Raw genomic sequence first — 26,590 nt, 5'->3', positions numbered from 1 at the left:
TTAGTGAACCCCAGGTCTGTAGCTATGTGGCTTCCATTTCCCCCACTTGCTTTCAAAAACAGCCTGATTCTTTTGCATCAGCAATTCTTTTTGATTATTTTTGAGTTTATTAAAACTTGCAGAAAGATGATGATGCACAAAAGCGTCGTCTACTGCCGCCATATCCCAACCGGCTAGCTCTACGCGCTTACAGTAGTCATCATCCTCAAAAAAGCCTAATCCATAATCGGGTGAAAGGCCGCCAACTTTTTCATATACTTCACGCCGTATTGCTGCGCAAAAGAAAGCAAGACAGCGCATTGGATACAATTGGTTGGCATGGTTAGAAATGTATTGCAAAGACCTAACATGCATTTCGGACCAGTTGTTGTAGGTAATATTAATTTTAGATTCATTACCGATATTGTTCGTCACCGGTCCAACAAGTCCTAGCCCAGGATTACGTTTGAACGCTTTAACGATGCCACCAAGCCAGAATGGAGAAACATAGGTATCGTTATTGAGTACAATAAGAATATCGCCAGTCGCCTGTTCGAGGCCAACGTTATTCCCTGCTGCGAATCCCATATTTTCATCATTAAGGATAACCGTATAGTTTGGTTTATCCATATAGTTTTTTTGCAGATAATCACGGGTATCATCAGTAGATAAATTATCTACAATGATGACTTCGTAATTATCGTATTCTGTATTTCGTTCAATGCTATGCAAGCACTCTTTCGTCAATGCCAGGTTGTTATACGTCAGTACAATCAGGCTGACTTTAGGCTTACTCGCGTTTAGTGTTTGAAGAGCATCGCCAAGTTGGCGTGCGCGACTTTCCCAGTCATGGTTTTTTGCCCACTGGCTACGTTTTTCTTTCAGATCTTCATCTGTCGTTTCCGCCATAGCCGTAGCAATCTGAGCAATGAATTGCTCTTTTGTATCAGCAACGTGGACGACATCGCCCATCACGATGACTTCCGGCATAGCTGTACATACTACCGGCTTTCCTGCCGCCAGATATTCATACACTTTTACTGGATTGGTACACAACGTCAGTTCGATGAGCTTGAAGGGAATCAAACATACGTCAAAATCCTTCAAGTAAGGTGTCAGTTGTGCATAGGGCACTTCGCCGAGAAATTTGATGTTATCAATTTTCTTCGCTGCGGTAATATCGCATGTTGCGCCGCCAATCATAACAAAATCATATTGCGGATAGGCTTTTGCTGCTGCAATTAAGAGATCAAGATCAAACCATTCCGCAATGGCACCATAGTACCCTACGACTGGGCGTGTTTTAGTCAGAGCACCCTGCTGAGGAATTTTTGCAAAATAATCTGCCTCGCAACCGTTACGGATAATGATATTTTCGCGATGCTTCGCAACACTCTCGGAGAGTCGTTGTGCTGTGGTGATGACCAGGTCTGAAGATTTGAATAACTTATCCTCTTCCGTCAACATCGTGGACTCGTTGTTTTCAAAGCCAGCATGGTGATCCATACAGTCGTAGATTATATTGTTAGAAGATAATCCTTCCACAACTTCTCGCCAAAATGGTAAGTCGATAATTGAATTGGTGAAACCGAAACCAAAAGCCTGTCGTACCAGATAAATGCTATGGATTAGAAAGTGGATCTGTTCTTGATCCAATTTATCCTTATAAATATTGACTTCATGTTTGTTGATATTCAATTTACATAAGACAACATTTTCCACTGGCATTTTTTCAATAGAAAAACCAGGAGAGGTACTTACATTAAATGTCGTCGAAAAATAGACGACACGGCTGCCCAATTTCGCCAGTTCTTTGACTAACTGCTGTGGCCGTTGCAAACGAAAATCCCAGTCAATAACCGGGAAAAGCAAGATATCAAAGCCGCCATTTCGCTTATGCAGCTGGTGTAAACATGACAAGTCACCGTTGATATCACCGCTATCTTTACCAAGATGCCCAGCAAAAGAACTTGTTACAGGATGCGATTCCAGATTAATACCACGAACACGTTGATAGGTTTTTTTGACTTTACCGCGTGTGGCTGGCGAGAGCTGATAATAAAACGGTCGCACTATATTTTTGATTTTACTTTTTAACATTTTAAATCAATCCCTATTGCCTTTTAAAAAACCGAACACCCGTTGTAAGGCATTCTGTTTTTTAGTCTCTTGCGTTAATTCAGTACTAACCGCAGTTACCGCTGCTAGTCTTTCCTTCTCTTCATATTCTTGAACTTTTAAATTCAGAGATTGTGCCCATTCAGAAATTTCCATGGCATTTTTCTCAGTAACTTTGAGCGTTTCAATCCATTTTTCATAACCCAGAATGGCGTCCTGTAAGACTTTATTCTGAAAACGGTTAACCAGGATTTCACGCTCCTTAAAGTATGATCCACTATCAAAGAAATAGGCAGTACTACCAGCATCCGTCGATTTGCTCAGTAAAAACCGGCGAATATGGAATTCTGCATTAAAGAATTTACTCTCGCTAATGAAATATTGCTGGTATGTCAGGTAAACAAATTTAAGTAAGGTAGCATCGTCAGCATTATAGCCAGCTAATTCTTTGAGTTCTTCAGCAGGAATACCTGCTTTCACATCAACAATCAATTCTGCTACTGCATATGGTGCATTGCCGAAAGTAAATACTTTTTTGCCCGCGACTAAAGCTTCAAAACCGAGTGAAGAATTAATAGTGAAAACAGCATCAGTTAGAGCGATCAATTCCGGTGTGCTATATTGGTCGACAATGACGGGAATATTCCCAGCATTAATAGCACACTGACCTTGTGCAGGGTGTTTCTTGATAATAAACTGAAGATCATCCCGTGAATAGCTTAAGCATTCATCGACAAACTGCTGCATAGATTCAAATTTAGAACCGGCAACAATGTTGGAGTCGTCTTCAACCTGCAACGCGATTAAGATAGTTTTCTTATTAGCAAGACCAAGCTGTGCTCGGATTTCATCTTTACGCTCAGCGCTAATACGGTAATTGCTTCTGACTTTACCTAACGTCAGTCGAGCCATGGTACGTTCATTTTCTGATAGTTCGAAATTCTCGAACTCGTTCCAGAAGCTTTTCAAAGCACTAGTACTATTTACACCTTCCCTGTCGCTGTAATAAACCACGGGATTCGGCGCTCGTGACAATCCAAGCTCATTGAAAAAAGCGGTGATATTGTTTTCACGGCAGAAGGATTTCAGCAAACCATCATAATTCCAGCAAAATACCATTTGTGGAGTCAGATCAGCGAGTGATTTTTCTATAAACGCGCTATGCAGCGAGTCCTCCTGGCCATTCAGAACGCGTTTCCAACGCTCAAACCACTCGTTTTCATCATAAGAGAGGCTGTAATCAGAAGGCGAAAGGCACTTCCATCCATCAGCACAAATAACATCTTTAAGCTCATTTGTTGCAATAAAAGCGACGTCCCAGTTTTGATCAACAAAAGACTCAGCCAACTTTTTATAACGATCATAAATACATTGGAAGGTTAATGCATCATTCCTAATGGTGAAAGGGAGTAAATAAAACACCACGCTATTACGAACAATACTCTGCGTCACGATTGCGTCAACCGGCTTCACAATGGAGTTAGGTAATACATCATTCTTGATAACGCTGTTTGCCCCAATGACGCAGCCGTCACCAATATTTACTCCTTCCAGAATCGAAACATTACTACCAATCCAGACATTTGAACCAATCGTTACGGGTTTAAATGACATGCCCTGTTCAACAACTGGAATCTGGTCCTTAAAATGATGTGATGAAGAGGTAATGATCGTATTTGCGCCAATAAGCGTATTTGCACCGATTTTAATTCCGCCAGTTGCATTCAACCAGCAGTTATAACCAATAACGGTTTTCTCACCGACATACAATTTCCCGCCGTCATGAGATTCAATAACCGCATTCTCTCTAATTTCAACACCATCCATAATGTTGTAAACCCCCTCTTTAAAGGAAGGTTTAAACAATACGGACTCCGCAACACTTGCTGACTCTGAAATGAAAGATGTTTCTTTAGTTTTGTTCATTACTTTGGTTTCTTTATCTTTAATCAGTAAGCTTAAATCTTCGATAGTTCTGTTTTTTGGGTATTTACATACGGCAACAACAAACCCCCAAAAAATCTCGTCATCGATACGATAGAATTTATCCTGATCCTGAAGATATACATCGACCTGATAAAAATAATGATTCAGGACACGTCGTAGGTCGGCACTCGTGTATTCAAGAACATGGTAACTGTTGAGTGGGTTTTCTCTACTAACTTCTCTTACTGGTGTAGACACCACAAACTGGCCATCGTCTTTAAGCACTTTCATGAAACCATCAAGCAATATCTGAGGGTCAGGAACATGTTCAAGAGTTTCGAGGCAAACGACGGTATCGACTTTATGCAAAGAATCCGCTATCTCACGGATATCGCCACACACATACTTCAGTTTATCTGATTTGTATTTTGATATTGCAAAATCAACCGCACTTTGATCAATATCGACACCAGTAACATCGTGGCAAAAGTCTTTTAAAATATCGCTACCATAGCCACTACCGCATGCGCAATCCAATACCGACATATCTGCAGTTAACTGCTTAGCCGCAAAGTAATAGCGAGATTCATGCCTTTCGATGTTTTCAGCATCATAGGCATTCTGCTTAATATCAAGGCTCTCATCAGAGGAGAAATAGAGTCTCTCAGTTGCCATCAATTAAAGTCCTCTTGTTTAAGTAATGTCGGCTGCATATTGATAAACCCGATTGTTTTTACCTTACCGACAATACTCAACAACTTCATGCCCCAGCGATGATCGTGTTCATGATATTGACCATCAGCAAACATATCAATAAGACCCGCATTCACGGTATAGGCGCCGGGACTCAAATGGTTTGGAACCTGCACAGTAATTTTCCGTTTTCCGGTGCCTGGTGGTATATCGATGCCAATCACTCTACTATTAAAGCCCCATACATCAATACCTGATGTATTACGCAGAGTCATAGTGAATACCGGGTTCTCAAATGCTATTTCAAGATCCAGCACAATAGAAATGGCCATAGACTGATCCACAGAGACATCAGTAGTATCTTCAGTCTCAGCGGTCGAGATAATCACATCCGTGATTTTTCCGCCTCCCATCCCGAATCGATACTCTGAACGCAACGCCACCTGGCTTTTGAGCCACTGGATCTCTTTTGTTTTCATCAATTCCTGATAGGAGTTCACCACCACATCAGGTTGATCGTCCAAAAGCATACAACCTTTGTCGATAAGAATTGCACGATCGCAGGTATTTCTGACTGCGGTCAAATCATGCGACACGAATAAGACCGTTCCGCCCTGCTCCTGGAACTGTTCAAAAGCACGGTGGCATTTCGTCTGGAACAGGTAATCCCCTACCGAAAGCGCTTCATCGACGATCAGGATATCGGGGTTAACATTGATTGCCACAGAAAACGCAAGTCGAACAAACATCCCACTGGAGTATGTTTTAACCGGACGATAAATAAAGTCCCCAATCTCAGCAAAGTCGCAAATTGCGTCGATACGACTTTCTGTCACATCCCGCTCAATACCTAAGAGAGAAGCATAAAGATAAATATTTTCGATGCCAGTAAATTCAGGGTTAAATCCAGCCCCGAGCTCAAGTAAAGCCGCAACCTTACCTTTGACTTCAATGGACCCACGTGTTGGTTGTAATGTGCCCGCAATCATTTGGAGAATAGTGGACTTACCCGCACCATTTGCACCAACGATACCAACACGTTCGCCTTTTTTAATACAGAAAGAGATGTTTTGCACAGCAGTAAACTTACCCGACCCTTCTCCGGGTATTTTCTTAAGCAAGCTGTAGACATTATGAAAAGGAGAACGATATTGATAAAATTCTTTCGTTAAATTTTCAATTTTTACAATATAATCAGACGACATCAGCGAATCCTCGGCTCAATCTTTTAAAGATCCAGCGTCCAAAAACAAATAGTACAACGGCGACAGCAAAATAGATGAAATAGCTGAGCAATGAGAATGACTCTATATTGAATGCGACAGCACGAAAGTCAATGACAATCAGAGATATAGGGTTCAAATATACTATAGCTTTAACAATTTCAGGGAATACGCTGAGAGGGAAAAGAATAGGACTGACGAACAGGAACATTGTTGACGCAAGATTAACTATGTGCGAGATATCTCTTATGTAGGTTCCCAAAGCACTAAAAATATAAGACAAGCCGAGTGTCAAAATAATAAACGGAGGTAGAACCAAGCCCATTGCCAGCAGAGAGCGTACTATACTTTCGCCCGAAACCACTACAGCAATCAGCAACAGAATTACCCCTATCATCAGGTTAAATAGTTGCGCGAGAAAGTTTGAAATGACTAACACTTCAAGAGGGAATACAACTTTTTTGACATAGTTAGCATTACCACTGATTAACTGGCTGCTTGTCATTAATAGTTCAATAATAAAGAAATGAAAGATCAGACCAGAGAACAGGATAACAGGATAGCTGGCAAGTGAACCACCGCCCCATTTCGTCTTGAATGCAAATCCGAATACCAAAGTATAGACAGCAAGAAGGAAAAGTGGATTTAGCAAGCTCCAGAAGACACCGAGCGTCGATCCCTTATATCTGGAATAGATATTGCGCTTAGCGATCTGTAGCACAAGCTCATTATGAGTACCGAATTTCATTACTATCCTCAAATTGCCATAAATTTTTTAAATGATATGCCCTGCATGTCTTTATCAGACAATAGTAATTGATATTCCTCATCAATTGGCCAGGTTATATTCAAATCTGAATCGTTCCAGATAATTGAATGTTCCGCTTTGGGATTGTAGTAATCAGTGCATTTATAAATAAACTCAGCGCTTTCAGACAACACGTAAAAGCCATGTGCGAATCCTTCAGGGATCCATAACTGACGCTTGTTTTCAGCGGATAACTCAACGCCAACCCACTTCCCACAAGTTGGTGAGTCCTTGCGAAGGTCAACAGCGACATCAAATACAACCCCTGCCCCCACACGCACAAGTTTCCCCTGCGTGTTTTCACTTTGAAAATGGAGTCCTCGAAGGATTCCTTTTTTGGATTTAGAATGATTATCCTGAACAAAATTAGTCTTTTTACCCGTCACAAACTCTTCGAATCGAGTTTGATTCCAGGTCTCCATAAAAAATCCCCGTTCGTCGCCAAAGACCGTCGGCTCAATAATTTTCACATCAACAATATCTGTATCAATAACTTTCATTAGAGTTAACTCTTGTAAGTTTTAATGCTTGCATCCAACCATTTCCTACAATACTGAAGGGTTGCATAAGAGGCTGAACATCAAGTCTGAAATTATTCTGTTATGGGGTAGTCAAAATAAATGATAAATAAAATATGGTTTCTTCCAGATACCTGAATCCTATTACATAGTTATAATAATACGTTATCAACCATTGTGTGATGGTATTCCCACCATTCAGATTCAGAGAATCTTAAAAATTTATCACACGGTTTCTATATCCTCTAACGGTGGCAGGTGAACATACTATGCCCCGCAGAGTTTTGGTTTATCCCCTGGAACCGTCCACAGCATACGCTGCCGTTAGAGACAACTATTCAATGATTTGGGTTGATCTTTCTTAGCAAACTCTACTCCGAAGCGTCTGCTTTACTCATTAATAATATTCGCTTACTTACCCAGTACTTCAGTCACCACACGCTCAACACCCTGACGCCAGTCCGGGAGCGTCACACCAAACGCCTGTTGGAATTTCTCATTCGACAGACGTGAATTCAGTGGTCGCTTTGCTGGCGTCGGGTAAGCAGTTGTCGGAATACCCTTCACTTCCTGGATAACTAATTCAGCACCATGCTCCTTCGCCACGTCAAACACAAAACGCGCGTAGTCGTACCAACTGGTTTCACCGCTCGCAACGAGATGATAAGTCCCGGCTACGGCCTTATTACCCATCTCTTCGCGGATAGCAATCGCCGTGCAGTCTGCCAGCAGTTCAGCGCCCGTTGGAGCACCATGCTGATCATTAATAATGGACAAGGTTTCTTTCTCACCCGCCAGACGCAACATAGTTTTGGCAAAATTGGCGCCGCGGGTGGCATACACCCAGCTGGTACGGAATATTAAATGGCGGGGATTAGCCTGCTCCAGCGCAATTTCTCCCGCGCGCTTAGTTTCACCATAAACATTCAGCGGGCCCGTAGTCTCATCTTCCCGACGATAATGGTTACCTTCTCCATCAAAGACATAGTCAGTGGAGTAATGGACCATCAATGCGCCAAGCTTAGCCGACTCTTTAGCCAGAACCGCTACGCCTTTCTCATTCAGTAGGTCAGAAAGTTCACGTTCACTTTCCGCCTTATCTACCGCCGTATGAGCAGCAGCATTAACCACAACGTCTGGTTTTACCGAACGTACGGTCTCCGCTATCCCTTCCAGATTCGTCAGATCGCCGCAAAGACCTTTATCGAAATAATCGACTGCCACCACTTCACCTAACGTGGATAATGCGCGCTGTAGCTCCCAGCCCACCTGACCATTTTTGCCAATCAGTAAAATCTTCATTATTTGTATCCTGTCATTGCCGGAAGGACGATTAATCTTCATTCAGCAGGCGCTTCAGATAGGCACCATATTCCGTCTTCTTAAGACGTTCAGCCTGAGCCGCTACGCCTTCCGCCGACAACCATTTATTGCGATACGCTATTTCTTCCAGACAGGCCACTTTCATACCCTGGCGTTTTTCGATGGTATGAATAAACTGTGATGCTTCAATCAGGCTGTCATGGGTACCCGTATCCAGCCAGGCAAACCCACGCCCCAACAGCTCAACCTGCAGGTCGCCGCGCGCCAGATACATTTGGTTCAGGGTCGTGATTTCCAGCTCACCGCGCGCAGAAGGACGCACCTCTTTAGCCATTTCTACGACATTGTTATCGTAGAAATAGAGTCCGGTGACAGCCCAATCGGATTTCGGCTTCAGCGGTTTCTCTTCTATCGACAGCGCCTTGTAGTTTTCATCAAACTCCACCACGCCGAAACGTTCCGGATCCAACACCTGATAACCGAAAACGGTAGCACCTGATGTTTTCGCTGCAGCGGCTTCCAATTTCTTACCAAAACTCTGACCGAAATAGATATTGTCACCCAATACCAGTGCGCAGGAATCATTGCCGATAAATTTCTCGCCAATAATAAAGGCCTGCGCCAGACCATCTGGCGACGGTTGAATGGCATAACTGAAATTGACGCCAAACTGAGAACCATCGCCCAGCAGGCGCTGGAATGCTGGCATATCTTCCGGCGTGGTAATGACCAGAATATCGCGAATACCCGCCAGCATCAGTACCGATACTGGGTAGAAAATCATTGGCTTATCGTAAATCGGCAGCAGTTGTTTGGAGACGCCCTGCGTAATCGGATACAGACGAGTACCGGAACCACCGGCCAGAACAATACCTTTCATTTGCAGATCCTTCTTTAATTATTCAGGCCAAGACGTTCGCCAGCGTAAGAACCATCCAGAACACGCTGCCACCAGGTGCGATTATTCAGATACCAGTGGACTGTTTTCTCGATCCCGCTTTCAAAGGTCTCTTCCGGCACCCAGCCCAGATCACGCTGGATTTTCGTCGCATCGATGGCATAACGTAGGTCGTGTCCTGGGCGGTCGGTGACAAAGGTGATGAGGTCGGCGAACTGGCTGATGTTGCCCGGTTTGTCCGCCACGATCTTATCCAGAATGGCACAGATGGTACGCACAACATCAATGTTTTTACGCTCGTTATGACCACCAATGTTATAGGTTTCACCGCTCAGCCCTTGTGTCGCAACTTTATATAGCGCGCGAGCATGATCTTCAACATACAGCCAGTCGCGGATCTGCTCACCATTGCCGTACACCGGCAGTGGTTTACCCGCCAGAGCGTTGAGGATGGTCAAAGGGATCAGTTTTTCCGGGAAGTGGTACGGGCCATAGTTGTTAGAGCAGTTAGTCACCACCACCGGCAGGCCGTAGGTACGGTTCCAGGCGCGGACCAGGTGATCGCTGCCAGCCTTCGAAGCTGAGTACGGACTGCTTGGCGCGTAGGGAGTCGTTTCGGTAAACAGATCATCCGTGCCATGCAGGTCGCCATACACTTCATCAGTGGAAATGTGATGGAAACGGAAGCTCTGTTTTTTCTCATCAGGCAGCGACACATAGTGCTGACGGGCGGCTTCCAGCAGTGTGAAGGTCCCAATCAGGTTAGTCTGGATAAACGCTGCCGGGCCATCAATGGAGCGGTCAACATGGCTCTCCGCTGCAAGGTGCATCACGATATCCGGCTGGAAATCATTGAACTGAACGGCTACTGCATCGGCATCAGTAATATCGGTCTGAGAAAAAGAGTAACGCGCATTACCGGCCACTGGGCTCAGTGACTCAAGGTTGCCGGCATAAGTCAGACAATCCATGACGCGCACTGTATCCTGGGTATTTTCAATGATATGACGAACAACGGCTGAGCCAATAAAACCGGCACCACCGGTGACAAGGATCTTCATACTTTATCTCAACTTTCAATTAGTTAAACACATTTACCGGCACCGTCATAAATTGAAGGCACGCTACCGCCATTGGCTATCGCAACCAAAGCGCGTCATAATTTGTGTTGTTATGCCTGGATGGTGCCAGAGCACCGTTCCAAACAGCTAGCATCTGTGCCCTCTTTCCCCCCTTCTCAACCAACGACTAAAACAGTGACTGGTTAAACAAGGGGTTTACTTTTATTATGGTTGGGCCACGCTACTGTCCAGTTTTCATCCCATTCGTACTATCAGGACTTTCTCAATTAGCCAATTTAATGCAATGACTTACTCCCGTAGGGAAGACACTGAGTCTATAGAGTTGAATTATCACTCATTTTTCATATATATCAAAGTGTTGAATCAAGAAAAAGTCGCATTCCTGCTCCCCAGCAGCCCGCATTATAACCCTGCTCTACAAGAATAAAAATGAAAATGCATAAGATAGGAATGCTGTTCAAAAAAACCAAAAAATGATATTTGCCAATACAATCATAATGTTATGATTCGATGAGTTTGTAATCGATAGATTGCTAACAATTATTAAAACCAATATACAATTCATCGCTGTAACGCTCAAAATATATACCTTCTGATATCACGATGTATTAATCGACGGGGAGCAGGTCAACGACGGCATAGTTTTTATCTTTTGTAAACCACACCAGCCGATTAACTCATAAAAATACACAAATAAAACAATAATTTGAAAGCAAAAAAGCCTTAGTGATAATAAATTTCATTTGCCTGGATAACCATTTTAAACCATGACAAATACACCTTCGGTGTTACTCTTTCCCGGCAAAAGCAAAGCGGATGACCCAAACCCCAAGCCAGTGTAAAATCGGTGGTTATGTATAACGGGGAAAAACAATCCCGGAGGAAAGAATGAAATTTTTGGTCACTGGAGCTGCAGGCTTTGTCGGCTTCCATGTCAGTCAGCGCCTTCTTGAGGCTGGTCATACCGTTATCGGTATCGATAACATGAATGACTACTATGATGTTAACCTTAAGCAAGCTCGGCTGGACCTTCTGGATTATCCCTTATTCAGTTTCGTCAAACTGGATATTGCCGATCGCGAAGGTATGGCGAAACTTTTCGCTGCAGAAAAGTTTGATCGTGTCGTACACCTCGCCGCACAGGCTGGAGTGCGCTACTCGTTGGAAAACCCACATGCCTATGCCGACGCGAACCTGATGGGCTTTCTCAATATTCTGGAAGGCTGCCGCCATCATAAAGTGCAGCATTTGGTCTACGCCTCATCCAGTTCAGTTTATGGTTTAAACCGAAAGATGCCGTTCTCGACCGATGATTCTGTCGACCACCCGGTATCGCTGTATGCCGCGACTAAAAAAGCCAATGAGTTGATGGCGCATACCTACGCACACCTTTACGGTATCCCAACCACCGGGCTGCGATTCTTCACCGTATATGGGCCGTGGGGACGCCCGGACATGGCCTTATTTAAATTTACGAAAGCCATGTTGGAAGGGAAAAGTATCGACGTATACAACTATGGCAAGATGAAACGCGATTTCACCTATATTGATGATATTGCAGAGGCCGTAGTCCGCGTCCAGAATGTAATTCCTCAGGCAGATCCAAATTGGACTGTTGAAACCGGCTCACCGGCAACCAGTTCAGCACCTTTTCGGGTGTACAACATCGGTAACAGCTCACCGGTCGAATTGATGGACTACATTACTGCGCTGGAAGAGGCTATGGGGATGGAAGCGAAGAAAAACATGATGCCGATGCAGCCTGGCGATGTGCTGGAGACCAGCGCTGAAACACAGCCGCTGTATGACCTTGTTGGTTTCAAACCGCAAACCACGGTCAAGGAAGGAGTAAAAAACTTCGTGGAGTGGTATAAAGGGTATTATACCGTCTAATAGTCATTTCGGAGACAGAACCGTTCTGGCCAGATAGCGGTTCTGTTACATTATTATGTTCCATATAATATTCATTTGGCCGTCATAATCATACCTATCGATTAAATTCTCTTTTGGTTCTTTATTCATTGTCTTTTTGCTCTATTCTAATTTAGAACACATACAATATGCTTCACTGCTATTCCTACGGAGAATTTTAAACTGCTACCCCCATAAGCAAACTGGATATAGGATTATTCTCAAAACCAGGGTATATTGTCAGAGACAATGCCGCACAGCATAGCCAGCCATTATGTTTACCGTAATGGAGCATATCAACACTCATACTCTGGTAAAAATTATGGAGAATCTATTTTTCTTAGTTATCGCTGCCATACTTTTAGCTACTGCCGTCTTTTCCCTTTTTTCTTATATAAAAGACAGAAGAAAAAATAAACTTACTTTCACAAAGAGAAGATAGGTACATTTTCAAACATCGGGATAGTGGGGGTATTGATACCAGCATATCGCATCTGCTGCATACAATACTCTCAGGTATTTATTGGCTTATTTAAAGGGGCAATGGTAGGTTTGCTGGAGAGGATACAAAGAGGAACACCAGATTTTTGATGGTAGTCGCTAAACAGCACTATTTAGCGTACTACCATCAAGAGAGGTTAATCAGTCATTACCGAACAGGTCGCGAGTATAGACTTTATCCTGTACATCGTCTAACTCTTCCGCCATACGGTTAGAGATGATGACATCAGCTTCTTGTTTGAAAGCATCAAGATCCCGAACCACACGCGAGTTGAAGAATTCATCTTCTTTCATCACTGGTTCATAGATAATAACAGGGATCCCTTTTGCCTTAATTCTTTTCATGATCCCCTGAATGGAGGAAGCGCGGAAATTATCTGACCCACTCTTCATAATCAGACGATATACGCCAACGACTTTTGGTTTACGAGCCAGAATAGAATCAGCAATAAAATCTTTTCGGGTTCGGTTAGCATCGACAATAGCAGAAATAATATTGTTTGGTACCGACTCATAGTTCGCCAACAACTGCTTGGTGTCTTTTGGTAAGCAGTAACCACCATAGCCAAAGGATGGGTTGTTATAGTGGTTCCCAATACGCGGATCCAGGCATACACCTTCAATGATCTGCTTACTATTGAGTCCCTGGCTTTCAGCATAGCTGTCCAGTTCGTTGAAATACGCAACGCGTAGAGCAAGGTAGGTATTAGCGAATAGTTTGATCGCTTCCGCTTCAGTCGAATCGGTAAACAGGGTTGGGATATCCTGCTTGATCGCACCTTCTTTTAACAGATTTGCAAAACGTTCGGCCCGTGCTGAACGCTCACCGATCACAATACGCGACGGATGCAAATTGTCGTACAAAGCACGACCTTCACGCAAGAACTCAGGGGAGAAAATAACATTATCAATCCCTAAACGTTCTTTGATATCACGGGTGAAACCAACCGGGATGGTCGATTTTATGATCATCACCGCGTTCGGATTGATCTCCGTGACATCACGGATAACGGCTTCCACCGTGGAGGTATTGAAATAGTTTGTTTTTGGATCGTAGTCAGTCGGAGTAGCAATGATAACGTAGTCGGCATTACGATACGCGTCGTGTTTATCCGTGGTGGCACGGAAGTTTAACGGTTTTTCTGCCAGATATTCCTGAATCTCTTTGTCCACAATCGGGGAGATCTTCTGGTTAAGCATATCAACTTTGGCTGGTACGATATCTAGTGCAACCACTTCGTGGTGTTGGGCGATCAGTACGCCATTTGATAATCCTACATAGCCTGTACCGGAAATAGTAATTTTCATTCGATCACACTTTAATCAGTTAACTGGACGGTAGCATATTAGCCACCCTGGTAATCAACACTTGTGGCGGTTTTACTCTCGAGAAGATGGGATGTCAAGAAAGAGCCATAAAGTGACGCGCAGCCCTACATATCAGACTTTATAGCTCTGATGCAGAATAAGTTCTATTTAAGAAGATTTAATAATTCTTCTGTTTTGGCCTTCATTAAAGCATTGTCTGCTTTTGACTCCACGTTGAGACGTACCACCGGCTCGGTGTTCGAGCTACGCAGGTTAAAACGCCACTCTGGGTATTCAATACTGATACCGTCAGTGGTATCCACGTTAACGGCATCCGCCTCAAAGCATTCACGGACGCGAGCAATCGCCGCTCCTGCGTTCGCAAGCTTACGGTTTATTTCACCGGAAGCAGGAAAGGCTTCCTGGCGATCCGCTACCAACTCCTTCAACGGGCTGTTCTTCACACACAGCAGCTCCGCCACCAGCAGCCACGGAATCATCCCGCTGTCGCAGTAGGCGAAATCACGGAAATAGTGATGCGCACTCATCTCCCCGCCGTAAATCGCGTCCTCCTGGCGCATCCGCTCTTTAATGAACGCATGTCCCGTCTTTGACATCACTGGTATTCCACCGCTGCGGGTCACGATATCCATTGTGTTCCACGTCAGCCGTGGGTCATGGATAATTTTTGCACCTGGCTGCTTCTGCAGGAATGCATCCGCCAGCAGTCCAACGATATAATACCCTTCAATAAATTCCGCATCATTATCAAACATAAAACAGCGGTCGAAGTCACCATCAAAGGCGATGCCCATATCCGCACCGTGCTCGCGCACCGCGTCCGCGCTGTCCTGGCGGCACTCCGGCAGCAGTGGGTTCGGGATACCGTTCGGAAAGTTGCCGTCCGGCTGGTGATGCACCTTAACAAAGGTCACCGGTACGCCCGCAGCCGCAAAACGTTTTTCCACTTCATCAATCACATGCCCGGCTGCGCCGTTGCCGGAGTTAACCACCAGCTTCAGCGGACGGGTAAAGTTGGCCAGGTTCACGTAGCCCATCAGGTGGTCCACGTACGCCTGAAGAATCGAAACCTGGCGCAGCGTGCCGCGACGGGATGCGTCCACTGGCGCAAACTGGTTCTCTTCCGCCAGACGCTGAATATCGCGCAACCCGGTATCGCCGCTGATGGGTTTCGCGTTTTCCCGCACCAGCTTCATCCCGTTATAGTTCATCGGGTTGTGGCTCGCCGTCACCTCTATCCCGCCATCCACACCCAGATGGAAGGTAGCAAAGTAAATTTCTTCAGTGCCGCTCAGACCAATATCCAGCACGTCGGTTCCCGCATCCATCAGGCCATTCGCCAGAGCCAGCTTCAGGGACTCGCTGGTCAGTCGGACATCGCCGCCCACCACAACCTGTTTTGGCTTCAGGAACTCGCCGTAAGCACGCCCTATGCGATAGGCGATATCTTCGTTTAATTCTTCGCCCAGTTCACCGCGAATATCGTAGGCTTTAAAACAGTTTAATTGTGCCATCTATTTAATCCTTAAATACAAATTAGCAACGACCGTACTGGTCCTTAATACGAATAATGTCGTCTTCGCCCAGATAGGATCCAGATTGAATTTCCAGCACTTCCAGCGGGATACGTCCAGGGTTTTCCAGACAATGTTCAGCACCTATGGGAATAAACGTAGACTGGTTTTCAGTGAGCAGGAACTGCTTACCGTTGACCGTTATCTGCCCCGTACCCGCAAGGATCACCCAGTGCTCGGCACGGTGGTGATGCATCTGCATGGAGAACGCTCCACCTGGCTTGACGGTGATGCGGTTGACATTAAAGCGTGGAGTCTGCACCACAACATCACTACGTCCCCATGGCCGGTAAATTTCGCGGTGGCGTTTGTATTCGCTGCGCTGGTTGGTCTTCAGGTACTCCACGACCTTTTTCACGTCCTGGGAACGGTTTTTGTTCATTACCAGCACTGCATCCTTGGTGCTGACAATCACCAGGTCCTCAACGCCGATAGCCGCCACCAGCTTCTCGTCACTGTTGATATAGCAGTTCTGGCTGTTGTGTACCCAGGCATCCCCGGTCATCACATTGCCCTGCTCATCTTTCGGGCTGACGTCCCACAGAGCAGACCAGGAGCCGACATCGCTCCAGTCCGCATCCAGCCCCACCACCACCGCATCGGCGGTCTTTTCCATCACTGCATAGTCAACGGACTCATCCGGACAGACGCTGAACACGTCATGCGGGATACTGATAAAGTCGCTGCCGCAGTCGGCGGCCCGGACAGCGGCCGTACAGGCTTCCAGAATATCCGGACGGAATTTTGCCAGCTCGGAGAGATACTTTTTCGCCCGGAACATAAACATGCCGCTGTTCCAGTAATATTCGCCGGAGGCAAGATAGGCCTGTGCACGCTCCAGGTCAGGCTTCTCCACAAAACGGGCGACCTGATAAGGGGTGTGTTCCCCCTGCCCCAGCGCGTCGCCGCGCTGGATATAGCCATAGCCGGTTTCCGGGGTGTTCGGCACGATACCGAAGGTCACCAGGTGGCCGGCCTGCGCGTACTGCTCCGCCACGCGGATAGCGTCGTGGAAAACCAGCTGATTATTAATGATATGGTCCGCCGCCAGCACCAGCATCAGTGGGTCGTCACCATTCTGCGTGGCCTGCAAGGCTGCGAGGGCAATCGCCGGGGCAGTATTGCGGCCAACCGGCTCAAGAATGATATTTTTCGACAACTTATTGAGCTGTCGCAGCTGTTCGGCCACCAGAAAACGGTGCTCCTCGTTACAGATAACCATGGGTTCATGAATATCCAGTCCGGAGAGGCGGGAAATGGTTTCCTGCAACATGGAGTTCTGTCCGTACAGCCGGAGAAACTGTTTTGGATAGAGTTCACGAGACATAGGCCACAGACGGCTACCCGTACCACCAGCCATAATCACAGGAAGTAACATGATACAATCCTTAATAAAATGAAATATTAAATATGACGTTATGGAACATGATGACTTCTTCTTTTACAAATTCAACTAAAATCGTAAAAGAAGAAAACTTGATATAGAGGTGGAATAGCAGGTTATAATACGTTCGATAAGAGGATTAATTTTAATTAAATACTACACAATCTAATTAAATAACAACCTGACTCTCGTCAGGTTGTTATTATCAGCGAATTAATCTAACCACTCGGTATGGAATACACCTTCTTTATCGGTACGCTTATAAGTATGAGCACCGAAATAGTCACGCTGTGCCTGAATCAGGTTTGCAGGCAGAACTGCAGAACGATAGCTATCGTAGTAAGCGATGGCCGCAGAGAAGGTCGGAACCGGAATGCCATTCTGCACAGCGTAAGCAACGACATCGCGAAGCGCTTGTTGATAATCATCGGCGATTTGCTTGAAGTAAGGAGCTAGTAGCAGGTTAGCAATGTCAGCATTTTGCTCATAGGCATCAGTGATCTTCTGCAGGAACTGAGCGCGGATGATACACCCTGCACGGAAAATTTTAGCGATCTCGCCGTAGTTCAGATCCCAGTTGTATTCATCAGACGCTGCGCGCAGTTGTGAGAAACCCTGCGCGTAAGAGACGATTTTGCCCAGATACAATGCGCGACGAACTTTCTCGATAAACTCTGATTTATCGCCTGCAGTCTTCGCTTGCGGCCCGGTAAGGATCTTTGAAGCTGCAACACGCTGCTCTTTCAGGGAGGAGATATATCGAGCAAATACGGATTCGGTAATCAGAGATAATGGTTCACCCAGGTCTAGTGAGCTCTGGCTGGTCCACTTACCGGTGCCTTTGTTCGCGGCTTCATCAAGAATCACGTCGACGAGGTATTTATCTTCTTCATCCTTCTTGGTGAAGATATCTTTGGTTATATCAATCAGGTAACTATTTAATTCACCTTTGTTCCATTCGGCAAAAGTCTGTGCCAACTCCTCATTAGACAATGTCAGACCGCCTTTCAGCAACGCATAGGCTTCTGCAATTAGTTGCATGTCTCCATATTCAATACCGTTGTGCACCATTTTGACATAATGACCAGCCCCATCCGCACCAATGTAGGTTACGCACGGCTCGCCATCTTCTGCGACAGCTGCAATCTGCTTAAGAATTGGAGCAACCAGCTCGTAAGCTTCTTTCTGCCCGCCAGGCATGATTGAAGGACCTTTCAGTGCCCCCTCTTCCCCACCGGATACGCCAGTACCGATGAAGTTGAAACCTTCCGCTGAAAGCTCACGATTACGGCGAATGGTGTCCTGGAAGAAGGTATTGCCACCATCAATGATGATGTCACCCTTGTCCAGATATGGTTTCAGGGAGTTGATGGCACTATCAGTGCCTGCCCCTGCTTTCACCATTAACAAGATACGGCGCGGGGTTTCGAGTGATTCAACAAACTCTTGAACTGTATAATGTGGGACCAGCTTCTTACCCGGGTTCTCGGCAATCACTTCTTCAGTCTTTTCACGGGAGCGGTTGAAAACGGAGACAGTATAACCACGGCTCTCGATGTTGAGCGCAAGGTTGCGCCCCATCACTGCCATACCGACAACCCCGATCTGCTGCTTGGACATTACATACTCCTGTCTGGTGTGGTCACTGCGACAAATTCACAGCTTAAATGTGATGATTATGTTAGCTCAAAGCACAGGGCTCTCATAGCGAAAATTCATTAGCTAACATGAAACATAACCCTATAGAGCTAGAAATGAACAATGAGGGATATAAATTCAAAAACTAATATGCTGATTTATTTATAAAACCCTTAAAAATAGTTAGAAAAATTATTTTGAGATCGAGCCAAATGCTCCATCCACGAATGTATAGCAAGTCAAACTCAATTCTTTTTTCCATCTTTTCAAGTGTATCAGTTTCACCACGCCAACCATTTATTTGTGCTAACCCCGTAATGCCAGGTTTCACTTTGTGTCGAAGCATATAACCTTGAATCAGAGTACGGTACTGCTCATTATGAGAAACTGCATGAGGTCTCGGTCCTACAACAGACATTTGCCCAAACAACACATTGAAAAACTGGGGGAGTTCATCGAGAGAGGTGCTCCGCAAAAACTTGCCAACTTTCGTAACTCGGATATCATCTTTGGTAGCCTGAACGACCTTATCATCGTTTTCCATTACAGTCATAGAGCGAAATTTCCAAACCTGTATAGGTTTGCCATCCATGCCATATCTGATTTGTCTAAATATAACTGGGCCATTAGAACTGAACTTGACCGCCAATGAGATCATTAAAAGAATTGGCGAAATCAATAGCAGAATAATCGAAGAAACTAAAATATCCTCAAGCCGTTTGAACACCATATTAATACCATTCAAAGGCGAGTCAAATAGTGGCACAACTGGTAAACCATTAATTTCCTCAGTCCTCGACTGAAGGATGTTAAAGGTAAAAATGTCAGGAATCAAAAGAACCGAACACGTTGTATCAGCTAATTGACTAACGATAGTTCTAATTTTCACTTCATCCTTCATGCTCATCGCAATATAAATTCTGTCAATCCTCCCCTCCCGCGCATTTTTAATTAATTCTTCCGTGGTTCCAGCATATGGAATATTTTCATAATCAATGTCGTTTCGTGGTTCATCATCATATATACCATTGACAACAAAGCCGAGCCAAGGTTCCTCAATAAAGCCTTTTAGCAAATTAATCCCTGCGGGTAAGGATCCAACAACTGCCACTCTTCTGGTATTATAACCAAGCTTCCGAAGAATGCCTGCAAGCAAACGAATAAATAAACGACAAGCAAAAAAACCGACGCTGACAAACAAATACCACTGGATAAAAAAATAAAATGTCATCTCTGTAGATGGATCTAAAGACAAAAGCCCTAAGGTAATTAAAGAGCAAAGTGACCAGTTTTTAAGAATTAAGATGAATTCAGTGGAAAAAGCGACTCCGCGCCATGAACGATAAAAATCAGTAATTCCCCCTATCATCTGAAATATAGCCAATGCCAATAATGGCATCACTATATAATGATAGTCATTTTTTATAGAATGAATTATACAAACCAAATACAACCCAGCAAATATTATAATCACATCCGAGAAACGCTGAGCCATTGAAATCAATGAGGCATTGGCATTTGAACGATTGCGATGGTTAAAAGTAGACATGAGAATTTCCTTTAGATATAGACTTGCATAATCCCAAAACCAATCTATATATACATCCTAATTCAATAATCCTATCAATAATATAACCACATGTTTAACTAGGCATTTTTACTATCGTCAACAAATGGCTTCAGTGTGATTGAGTTATAAGCATACGGGAACTAATATCGTTTATCACTTAAAAAGTGATAAACTTAACTGTCGTATATTACAAAACTAAAATCAAAAAATAAAACCTGCATTATTATAGAAGGGATATTTGCGAATTAAGATATTTTATTAATTTATCTCGTTCAGGGTAAGCAGTTTCGTTTTTGTTGTCACCATAGCCACCGACTAACTCAATGGCTTTACAAAAGGAATCAAAGTCATTTGCCACAAATACATTACTTAACGAAGAGAATCGGTTCGCAGAATCAGTTTGGTGATCATTCCTATGCTCATTCAATGAACTAAGTCGAGGAACAATTACTATCGGCTTATTTAGTTCAATAGCTCTAATTATATTCCCCATCCCAGCATGAGAAATAACAACAGAACATTCATCAATATACTTTGAAAATTCCTCCTCAGAGACAAAGTCTATGACTGAAACATTCTCAAGCCTTTTAACATTAACCTTATCACCGGATTGTATGACTATTCTCTCTTGCTGTTTGTTTATGAATTCAGACCAGCGATATAAATAATCCAATAATCTAGAAAAAGGAAGTTGCGTGCCTACACTGCAAAAAATCATTATATGACCCGCCCATGGTAGCTAACTTTTTCACCATTACCAAGATGTTCCCATTGTGTCAAGACCTGATTACTAAACATTCGTGCTATATTCCCAGACAAAGATAATTTTTCGGTGTTTGCTATACTATCAATCCAAATAGTTTTTCCTCCCAATAGCCTGGTAAAGAGTAAACATAAAAGTCCAGGAGCAGCCCCTGTTGAAATGGCTAATGCAGGCCTTATATTAAATATATACTGAAGTATTATAATACTACCTATCAATGTTTTGAGTGGTTTGCTCTTATTAAAATCAGGTAATTTCTTTACATCTTTCCCTAAAAAATTAATCCCATCAACAGTAGAGGCGATATAAAACTCATGTTCTCCCAGTTTTAGCTCTTTAATTATTCTCGTCAACTGAACCCAATGCCCACCACCAGAACTAACAAATAAAATCCGCCTCATCCTATACCCTCATCACATTGTATCAAAATCTGTTATCTTGCTTTTTACTTTCTCAGCCTGATGTTTCCATCTATCCTTACGCTCTGACTTTAATATCTTAGTTTTAACATGTAATTCCTGGGTATGCTCTACAGCATAAGCGCAACCCATACTGATAGATCTAGCATTAAGCGATTCAACAAAAATCGCAGCATCACCAAATAAGTTCCGAAGAGTTGTAGTATCTGATAAAACCATCGGTTTATCAGCACTTAAAGCTTCATTAGAAACACTTAGTTGCACATTATCACGTGTAGTCAACCCCAAAATTACGCTGCTAGATAAGAATAAATCATCGTAGGCTTTTTTAGTTAAATATCCAGTAAATACTACATTAGCGGGAGCTGAATTTATTACATCGCAAGAGATTTTTCCGTCATGGTTTCCAGTAATATTAAAAGTTATATGTGGAAGTTTTTTCGCAGCGTGAAGAACGACATCAAGGGGCTCATCGACATCAAATGAACAAGGAAATAAAACTGTGTTTTTTACAGGTTCAATATCCCCAACTGAATATGAGAAAGGCATATCTTCAAGAACAAAAACATTTGTTTCACTAATACCTTTAGATATCAACTCCGTTTTAACCTGTTCATTATGGGCAATAAGAGCATCTATTTTATTAAGCGCAGAACGGACAAATGGAAAATTAAACCACTTTGGTCTTAATGCACTATTATGGAAGTCACCAACCAAAAATACACTGCGTCTTCTTAGGCGCTTGTAAGCAATCCCAACAAAAATCATAAATGTAGGTGGTAATTGCATCCATACTACATCTGGTTTTTCGCTTGCCAATATATATATAGTCTTTGTTATTTTTATGAGATAATCAAGTGGTTTTAAAAACTTATGTTTATATCTCGTAGTAATATAATGATCACTATATCCCCAAAATTCTTTCATAACATCAGCTCTTCGTTGAAAGCCAACCCATGCAATCATAACGGATCTCACAGACACCTCTTAAATATTAAATGGCAAACCAAACAGGAAAAGATGCATCATATTTAATGTCACGCTTTCTATGACATATAAATCTGGCCGGGCTCCCCCCCCAAACCTCATAGCTAGGAATGTTTTTTGTTACTATACTTCCTGGATATATTACAGCCCCTTCAGAAAGAGTAACTCCTGGCATTATCAATACATTAGGGAAAATCCATACATTCGAACCAATTTGTACTCTTCCTTTTACAAGGTTCGCAAATGGATCATTTAAATCATGACCCATTGTATAAATCTTGACGCAATGGGAGATATTTACATTATCACCAATTTCCAAGCCACCTCTATTATCCAGATAGCAACCGTAGTTAATTGTTGAATGCTTACCTATTGATAAACAACCAATATCAAATATTTTAACTCTTCGATGCACTGTACTCTTATTTCCTACTGTAGCTCTAAATAAGATACGTAGCACGAATCGTCTAATGCTAAAAAATGTCGATAGTGACAAAACAGAGTTAAAAAAACTTATAACCATTTTTTTTACATTCAACTTAATTAGTTTCATCATGATCACATCTCATTTGCTTTGAAAACCAATCAGATATCTTAATATTTTTGAAGTCAATATATTGAAGTTCCATTGGAGCGAAACTAGAATTATTGCCACCAAAAAAAGTTGAAAATAGGACACCATCGATTTTTAAATCACGGGTTCTTCTGAAGAAAATATCACGCCTATCAAGAACCAACCTATTGTCAACCCATAATTTCACAATCCCATCATGGATATTCACTGTATTGAGCTTGATTTTAAGTGTTATACTTTGCCATTTCCCGCGAGTATAAAACCACGGCGGGCCAGATAATCCTACCCCCCACTTCTTTTTTTTGTCTGTCTGAGGAAGATAAGCATAAACTCTCCCCATACCATTCTCTTCCCAAAGTAAACGAACACTGAACCCATCATATCCATTCGGTATTTTTCCTCCTGTGTTTCCATTTCCTCCATATAGGCCAGGTAGTTTTCCCCCTTTAACAAAATCAAAAGATTTTGGAAAGCGAACAGCATACTGCACAATGACACAGTCCCTCTTCTTATTATAAAATGGTGTCCATTTAAAATTCATGCCTCCATATGGAAGGTGTTTATTTTTCATCGATTGAGGATCAAAAGAACCCGCGGGGTAATACACCCTAAATGCTCCTTCGATTTCATCAAATATATAATAATTTCGCACTCCATTATGATTTAGAATATTCTTATTTAAAGTTCCCTTAAGACCTAGGTCTTTAAAATTTAACTCCTCAGCTAAAGATTTCCTAGGCATTAGCAAAGATAAGATTATATAAATAACGTAAAGATCAAACGTTATCTTTAAGCCATTTTGTAAATTCATCAATTGCATCTTTTACCTTTTGATGATTTTTAGTTATCTCTTTCCCTAAATTGGCTCTTAACTGTTCCTTCTCTTCCCTGAAACATACCAATGCCTCATCAAAAGCTTTATGATCCGGTATCTTCACTATAATATTTCCATCGGAAATCATATCATGAACTTTCAATAGTTTATTCTCAATTGCAACAGCAATTGTTGGTACACCTAAAGATGCAGGAAGCAGCACACCATGAGCTCGCGAGCTAATAATGACTTCGCTATTGCCAACAAATTCATCCATGAATTCAACTATTGAGTAGTTTCTTGCGTCCCAAATCAACCAGTCAACATTACTATTGTTTGCAATTAACTCCTCTTCACGCTCCTTGTACACTGATACGAATCGAACCTTTTCACCATTATCAATTAAATAATTACCAAATTTAATCAATTCCTTAGTAAAATCTTGTCCATTTTTATCATGTGGCCAATCTCTTAAAACAATCGAGATATATCCTTTATCAGAGTAATATGGTTTTTTAATTTGATTGGGATACCAAATATCAGATAATAAAGTAGGATCAGTAAATTCAGAAACGGATTCATTGCCAAGCATTTTGCAATAAGCTCTACTTTTATCATCTCTAACCGAAATATAGTCACATTTATTTATTATTTCAACTGCACGCTGATATCCCTTGCCGTGATTATCAAATGGTCCCAAGCCAATACAAAATGCAGCAAGTTTCCTTGGCATATAAATTTTATCTAACCCGCCACATAGGGATACTTTCAGTCGTTCTAGCGCAGTAAATAAGTTTTCTTGGGCTTTAATAGATTTTACAACTTTAGAAATAAAACTCGATTTTATCCCCGGAGGTGGATTGAATGAAAAAAATTGTCCGCCTCCACCAAATACAACAACGTCTGCCGATATAGGCTTTTTTATATGTATCCAGTCAATATTTGCATTATATTTCCTGGCTAGCGATGGATGTTCAACCCCTACTGAAATGTGTTTTTCTGGCACTACTTTTTTCACAATATTTATAACACTCAGCATCAATACATCATCACCAATATTACCTGGAGCATATGCGCCACGAATATATACTTTATTTTTTTTCATGAATGACTTACTTCCTTAATTTTATCAAATCTATAGATTTGAATACTGAAAAAAGAACCAGAACAACACACGCTGTAGTTTTAACAGCAAGGTTTTCGATTCTAAAGCTAAAATATATAGAAGCTATAGGAACAAAAACCAAAGTTAATACATGAATATTAAATACCAAAGATACTGCAATGATTTTTCTTTTTAAAAAATAAGGCATCGTAATTATAAAATGTATTAATTGCGAAAAAAATAATGCACCAGTGATTCCAACGGCCCCATACTTTTTCGTTTTCCAAGTTAATGCAACAAATATAAATGCCCACCCCAAGTTACTCAACACACTGAACCAAGACAGATTTAATATGATGATTTTCCTAGCAACACCGCCCTTAAATGATGTCAAAATTGCGCTAAGCAATACAAATATCACACTAACTTTAAAATCATAAGTTAAGTTAAATTTCCCATAAATTTTAACAAAGAAATCAACAAATATAATAAGAGGCACTGTACATATTATCGTAAAAAGCCAACTCGAATAAAAATTAACTCTATCTAGCAACTCATTATTTTTATTTTTATTTGCTGCCAATACAGGAATTAAAACAGCGCCCAACACAACGGAGACTTGCGTAAAAATAGAACTCCATTGCATCGATGCAGAAAAAATCGCAAGTTGATTAAGCCCGTCAGAAAGAAGTGATAGCAACTTATTAGAATACCACGTAATAGGGGCAACAATTATACCAGTTAGGAAAACTGGTAATCCTACAAGGGTAATAACGCCCCTCTCCCGCCATGAACCTTTAATAATAAATTTTACATTATTTTTTTTGAACAAAATAAATATTAAAAAAGCACTTATAATGAGAGTTACAGACTGACTAATAATAACACTATAAAATGCCCCACCAATATCATATTTAGATGTCAATATATATGCTAATAATATTGATATACCTGCATAAAGTAAATTAACAGCTGCATTTAATTTAAAGCTTCTAAAACCGGAAAAAACACCTTGAATCCAACCCAACCCGATCGTAAGCACAATAATATAAGCTGTACTGCCAACGAATATCAAATAGTCCTCATGGAACAGCAGATATACAGAAAATTCATTAGGAAAACAACTAGCAAAAAAATAAACAGCGGATGCAAATAATATAGAAAAAATTAATGTTATTACTGTTCCCGCACCTACTTTATTCTTATCAAATTCGATATATTCAGCTATATGTTTAGAAGTAGCTGTTGTTATCGATTGGGAGAAGACATTTGCCAGCATCACTACTACACTTTGTATTATCGCAAATATCGCAAATTTTTCGGCCCCTAGAGTTCTGGCAACAATAATTCCGACAATAACAAATGAAACCTTATTAGCAAAGGTTGAAATCATGCTCCAGGTTGAGTCTTTCAGCAACCTTGATAAAATTGAACTATTTTGCATACGCATATA

General features: G+C 42.3%; 22 protein-coding genes. 2 read left to right on the top strand and 20 right to left on the bottom strand.

Going from position 1 to position 26,590, the window contains the following annotated elements:
- The 8 genes from PYR66_08095 to rfbB all read right to left on the bottom strand — a co-directional run bounded on the left by PYR66_08095 (position 1) and on the right by rfbB (position 10,547).
- Positions 1-2,079 carry a glycosyltransferase gene (locus PYR66_08095; protein WEF29662.1) on the bottom strand — a complete coding sequence of 693 codons (2,079 nt, stop codon included), beginning with the start codon at positions 2,077-2,079 and terminating at the stop codon, positions 1-3.
- Between the two features lie 6 nt (positions 2,080-2,085).
- Positions 2,086-4,698 carry a methyltransferase domain-containing protein gene (locus tag PYR66_08090; GenBank protein WEF29661.1) on the bottom strand — a complete coding sequence of 871 codons (2,613 nt, stop codon included), beginning with the start codon at positions 4,696-4,698 and terminating at the stop codon, positions 2,086-2,088.
- Complete coding sequence (locus tag PYR66_08085; protein WEF29660.1) at positions 4,698-5,921, bottom strand: ABC transporter ATP-binding protein; 1,224 nt, start codon at positions 5,919-5,921, stop codon at positions 4,698-4,700. Before PYR66_08085 ends, PYR66_08090 begins: the two co-directional genes overlap by 1 nt.
- The gene (locus PYR66_08080) at positions 5,911-6,687 is read right to left on the bottom strand and encodes an ABC transporter permease (protein WEF29659.1); all 777 of its coding nucleotides are present in this window, start codon (positions 6,685-6,687) and stop codon (positions 5,911-5,913) included. Before PYR66_08080 ends, PYR66_08085 begins: the two co-directional genes overlap by 11 nt.
- An 8-nt stretch (positions 6,688-6,695) precedes the next feature.
- The gene (rfbC, locus tag PYR66_08075; GenBank protein ID WEF29658.1) at positions 6,696-7,247 is read right to left on the bottom strand and encodes a dTDP-4-dehydrorhamnose 3,5-epimerase; all 552 of its coding nucleotides are present in this window, start codon (positions 7,245-7,247) and stop codon (positions 6,696-6,698) included.
- A gap of 429 nt (positions 7,248-7,676) precedes the next feature.
- Positions 7,677-8,567: a dTDP-4-dehydrorhamnose reductase gene (rfbD, locus tag PYR66_08070; GenBank protein WEF29657.1), complete on the bottom strand. Its 891-nt coding sequence runs from the start codon at positions 8,565-8,567 to the stop codon at positions 7,677-7,679.
- A 31-nt stretch (positions 8,568-8,598) separates the two neighbouring features.
- Positions 8,599-9,468 (bottom strand): glucose-1-phosphate thymidylyltransferase RfbA, encoded by an 870-nt coding sequence (gene rfbA, locus PYR66_08065; GenBank protein ID WEF29656.1) that lies wholly within the window; start codon positions 9,466-9,468, stop codon positions 8,599-8,601.
- 14 nt (positions 9,469-9,482) lie between these two features.
- Positions 9,483-10,547 carry a dTDP-glucose 4,6-dehydratase gene (rfbB, locus tag PYR66_08060; protein ID WEF29655.1) on the bottom strand — a complete coding sequence of 355 codons (1,065 nt, stop codon included), beginning with the start codon at positions 10,545-10,547 and terminating at the stop codon, positions 9,483-9,485.
- Between the two features lie 909 nt (positions 10,548-11,456).
- Between rfbB and PYR66_08055 the strand changes: the two genes are divergently transcribed.
- Entirely contained in the window at positions 11,457-12,461 is a 1,005-nt protein-coding gene (locus tag PYR66_08055) for an NAD-dependent epimerase (GenBank protein ID WEF29654.1), read from the top strand.
- Between the two features lie 340 nt (positions 12,462-12,801).
- Positions 12,802-12,921, top strand: coding sequence for a small membrane protein (locus PYR66_08050; protein ID WEF29653.1), 120 nt, complete (start codon positions 12,802-12,804; stop codon positions 12,919-12,921).
- Positions 12,922-13,121: 200 nt separating this feature from the next.
- Here PYR66_08050 and ugd read toward each other — a convergent pair whose 3' ends face one another.
- The 12 genes from ugd to PYR66_07990 form a co-directional block, all read right to left on the bottom strand.
- Positions 13,122-14,288, bottom strand: a complete 1,167-nt coding sequence (gene ugd, locus PYR66_08045; protein WEF29652.1) for a UDP-glucose 6-dehydrogenase — start codon at positions 14,286-14,288, stop codon at positions 13,122-13,124.
- A 164-nt stretch (positions 14,289-14,452) separates the two neighbouring features.
- Positions 14,453-15,823, bottom strand: a complete 1,371-nt coding sequence (cpsG, locus tag PYR66_08040; protein WEF29651.1) for a phosphomannomutase CpsG — start codon at positions 15,821-15,823, stop codon at positions 14,453-14,455.
- 22 nt (positions 15,824-15,845) lie between these two features.
- The gene (locus PYR66_08035; protein WEF29650.1) at positions 15,846-17,261 is read right to left on the bottom strand and encodes a mannose-1-phosphate guanylyltransferase/mannose-6-phosphate isomerase; all 1,416 of its coding nucleotides are present in this window, start codon (positions 17,259-17,261) and stop codon (positions 15,846-15,848) included.
- Positions 17,262-17,480: 219 nt separating this feature from the next.
- Entirely contained in the window at positions 17,481-18,887 is a 1,407-nt protein-coding gene (gene gndA, locus PYR66_08030; GenBank protein ID WEF29649.1) for an NADP-dependent phosphogluconate dehydrogenase, read from the bottom strand.
- A gap of 163 nt (positions 18,888-19,050) precedes the next feature.
- Entirely contained in the window at positions 19,051-20,454 is a 1,404-nt protein-coding gene (wcaJ, locus tag PYR66_08025; protein ID WEF29648.1) for an undecaprenyl-phosphate glucose phosphotransferase, read from the bottom strand.
- Between the two features lie 244 nt (positions 20,455-20,698).
- The gene (locus PYR66_08020) at positions 20,699-21,193 is read right to left on the bottom strand and encodes a glycosyltransferase (GenBank protein WEF29647.1); all 495 of its coding nucleotides are present in this window, start codon (positions 21,191-21,193) and stop codon (positions 20,699-20,701) included.
- Positions 21,193-21,639, bottom strand: a complete 447-nt coding sequence (locus tag PYR66_08015; protein ID WEF29646.1) for a hypothetical protein — start codon at positions 21,637-21,639, stop codon at positions 21,193-21,195. Before PYR66_08015 ends, PYR66_08020 begins: the two co-directional genes overlap by 1 nt.
- A gap of 12 nt (positions 21,640-21,651) precedes the next feature.
- The gene (locus tag PYR66_08010; protein WEF29645.1) at positions 21,652-22,584 is read right to left on the bottom strand and encodes a glycosyltransferase; all 933 of its coding nucleotides are present in this window, start codon (positions 22,582-22,584) and stop codon (positions 21,652-21,654) included.
- Between the two features lie 67 nt (positions 22,585-22,651).
- Complete coding sequence (locus PYR66_08005; protein ID WEF29644.1) at positions 22,652-23,200, bottom strand: acyltransferase; 549 nt, start codon at positions 23,198-23,200, stop codon at positions 22,652-22,654.
- Positions 23,184-24,029 (bottom strand): hypothetical protein, encoded by an 846-nt coding sequence (locus tag PYR66_08000; protein ID WEF29643.1) that lies wholly within the window; start codon positions 24,027-24,029, stop codon positions 23,184-23,186. The genes PYR66_08005 and PYR66_08000 overlap by 17 nt, the downstream gene beginning before the upstream one ends.
- The gene (locus PYR66_07995; protein WEF29642.1) at positions 23,995-25,137 is read right to left on the bottom strand and encodes a polysaccharide pyruvyl transferase family protein; all 1,143 of its coding nucleotides are present in this window, start codon (positions 25,135-25,137) and stop codon (positions 23,995-23,997) included. The genes PYR66_08000 and PYR66_07995 overlap by 35 nt, the downstream gene beginning before the upstream one ends.
- A gap of 7 nt (positions 25,138-25,144) precedes the next feature.
- On the bottom strand, positions 25,145-26,581 hold the full coding sequence (locus PYR66_07990) for an oligosaccharide flippase family protein (GenBank protein ID WEF29641.1): 1,437 nt from the start codon (positions 26,579-26,581) through the stop codon (positions 25,145-25,147).
- Between the last annotated feature and the right edge of the window lie 9 nt (positions 26,582-26,590).

This window comes from Klebsiella aerogenes (assembly GCA_029027985.1).
Classification (GTDB): Bacteria; Pseudomonadota; Gammaproteobacteria; order Enterobacterales; family Enterobacteriaceae; genus Klebsiella; species Klebsiella aerogenes_A.
Note: the sequence above shows the minus strand (reverse complement) of the source record. Positions and strands in the feature narration are given on the sequence as shown.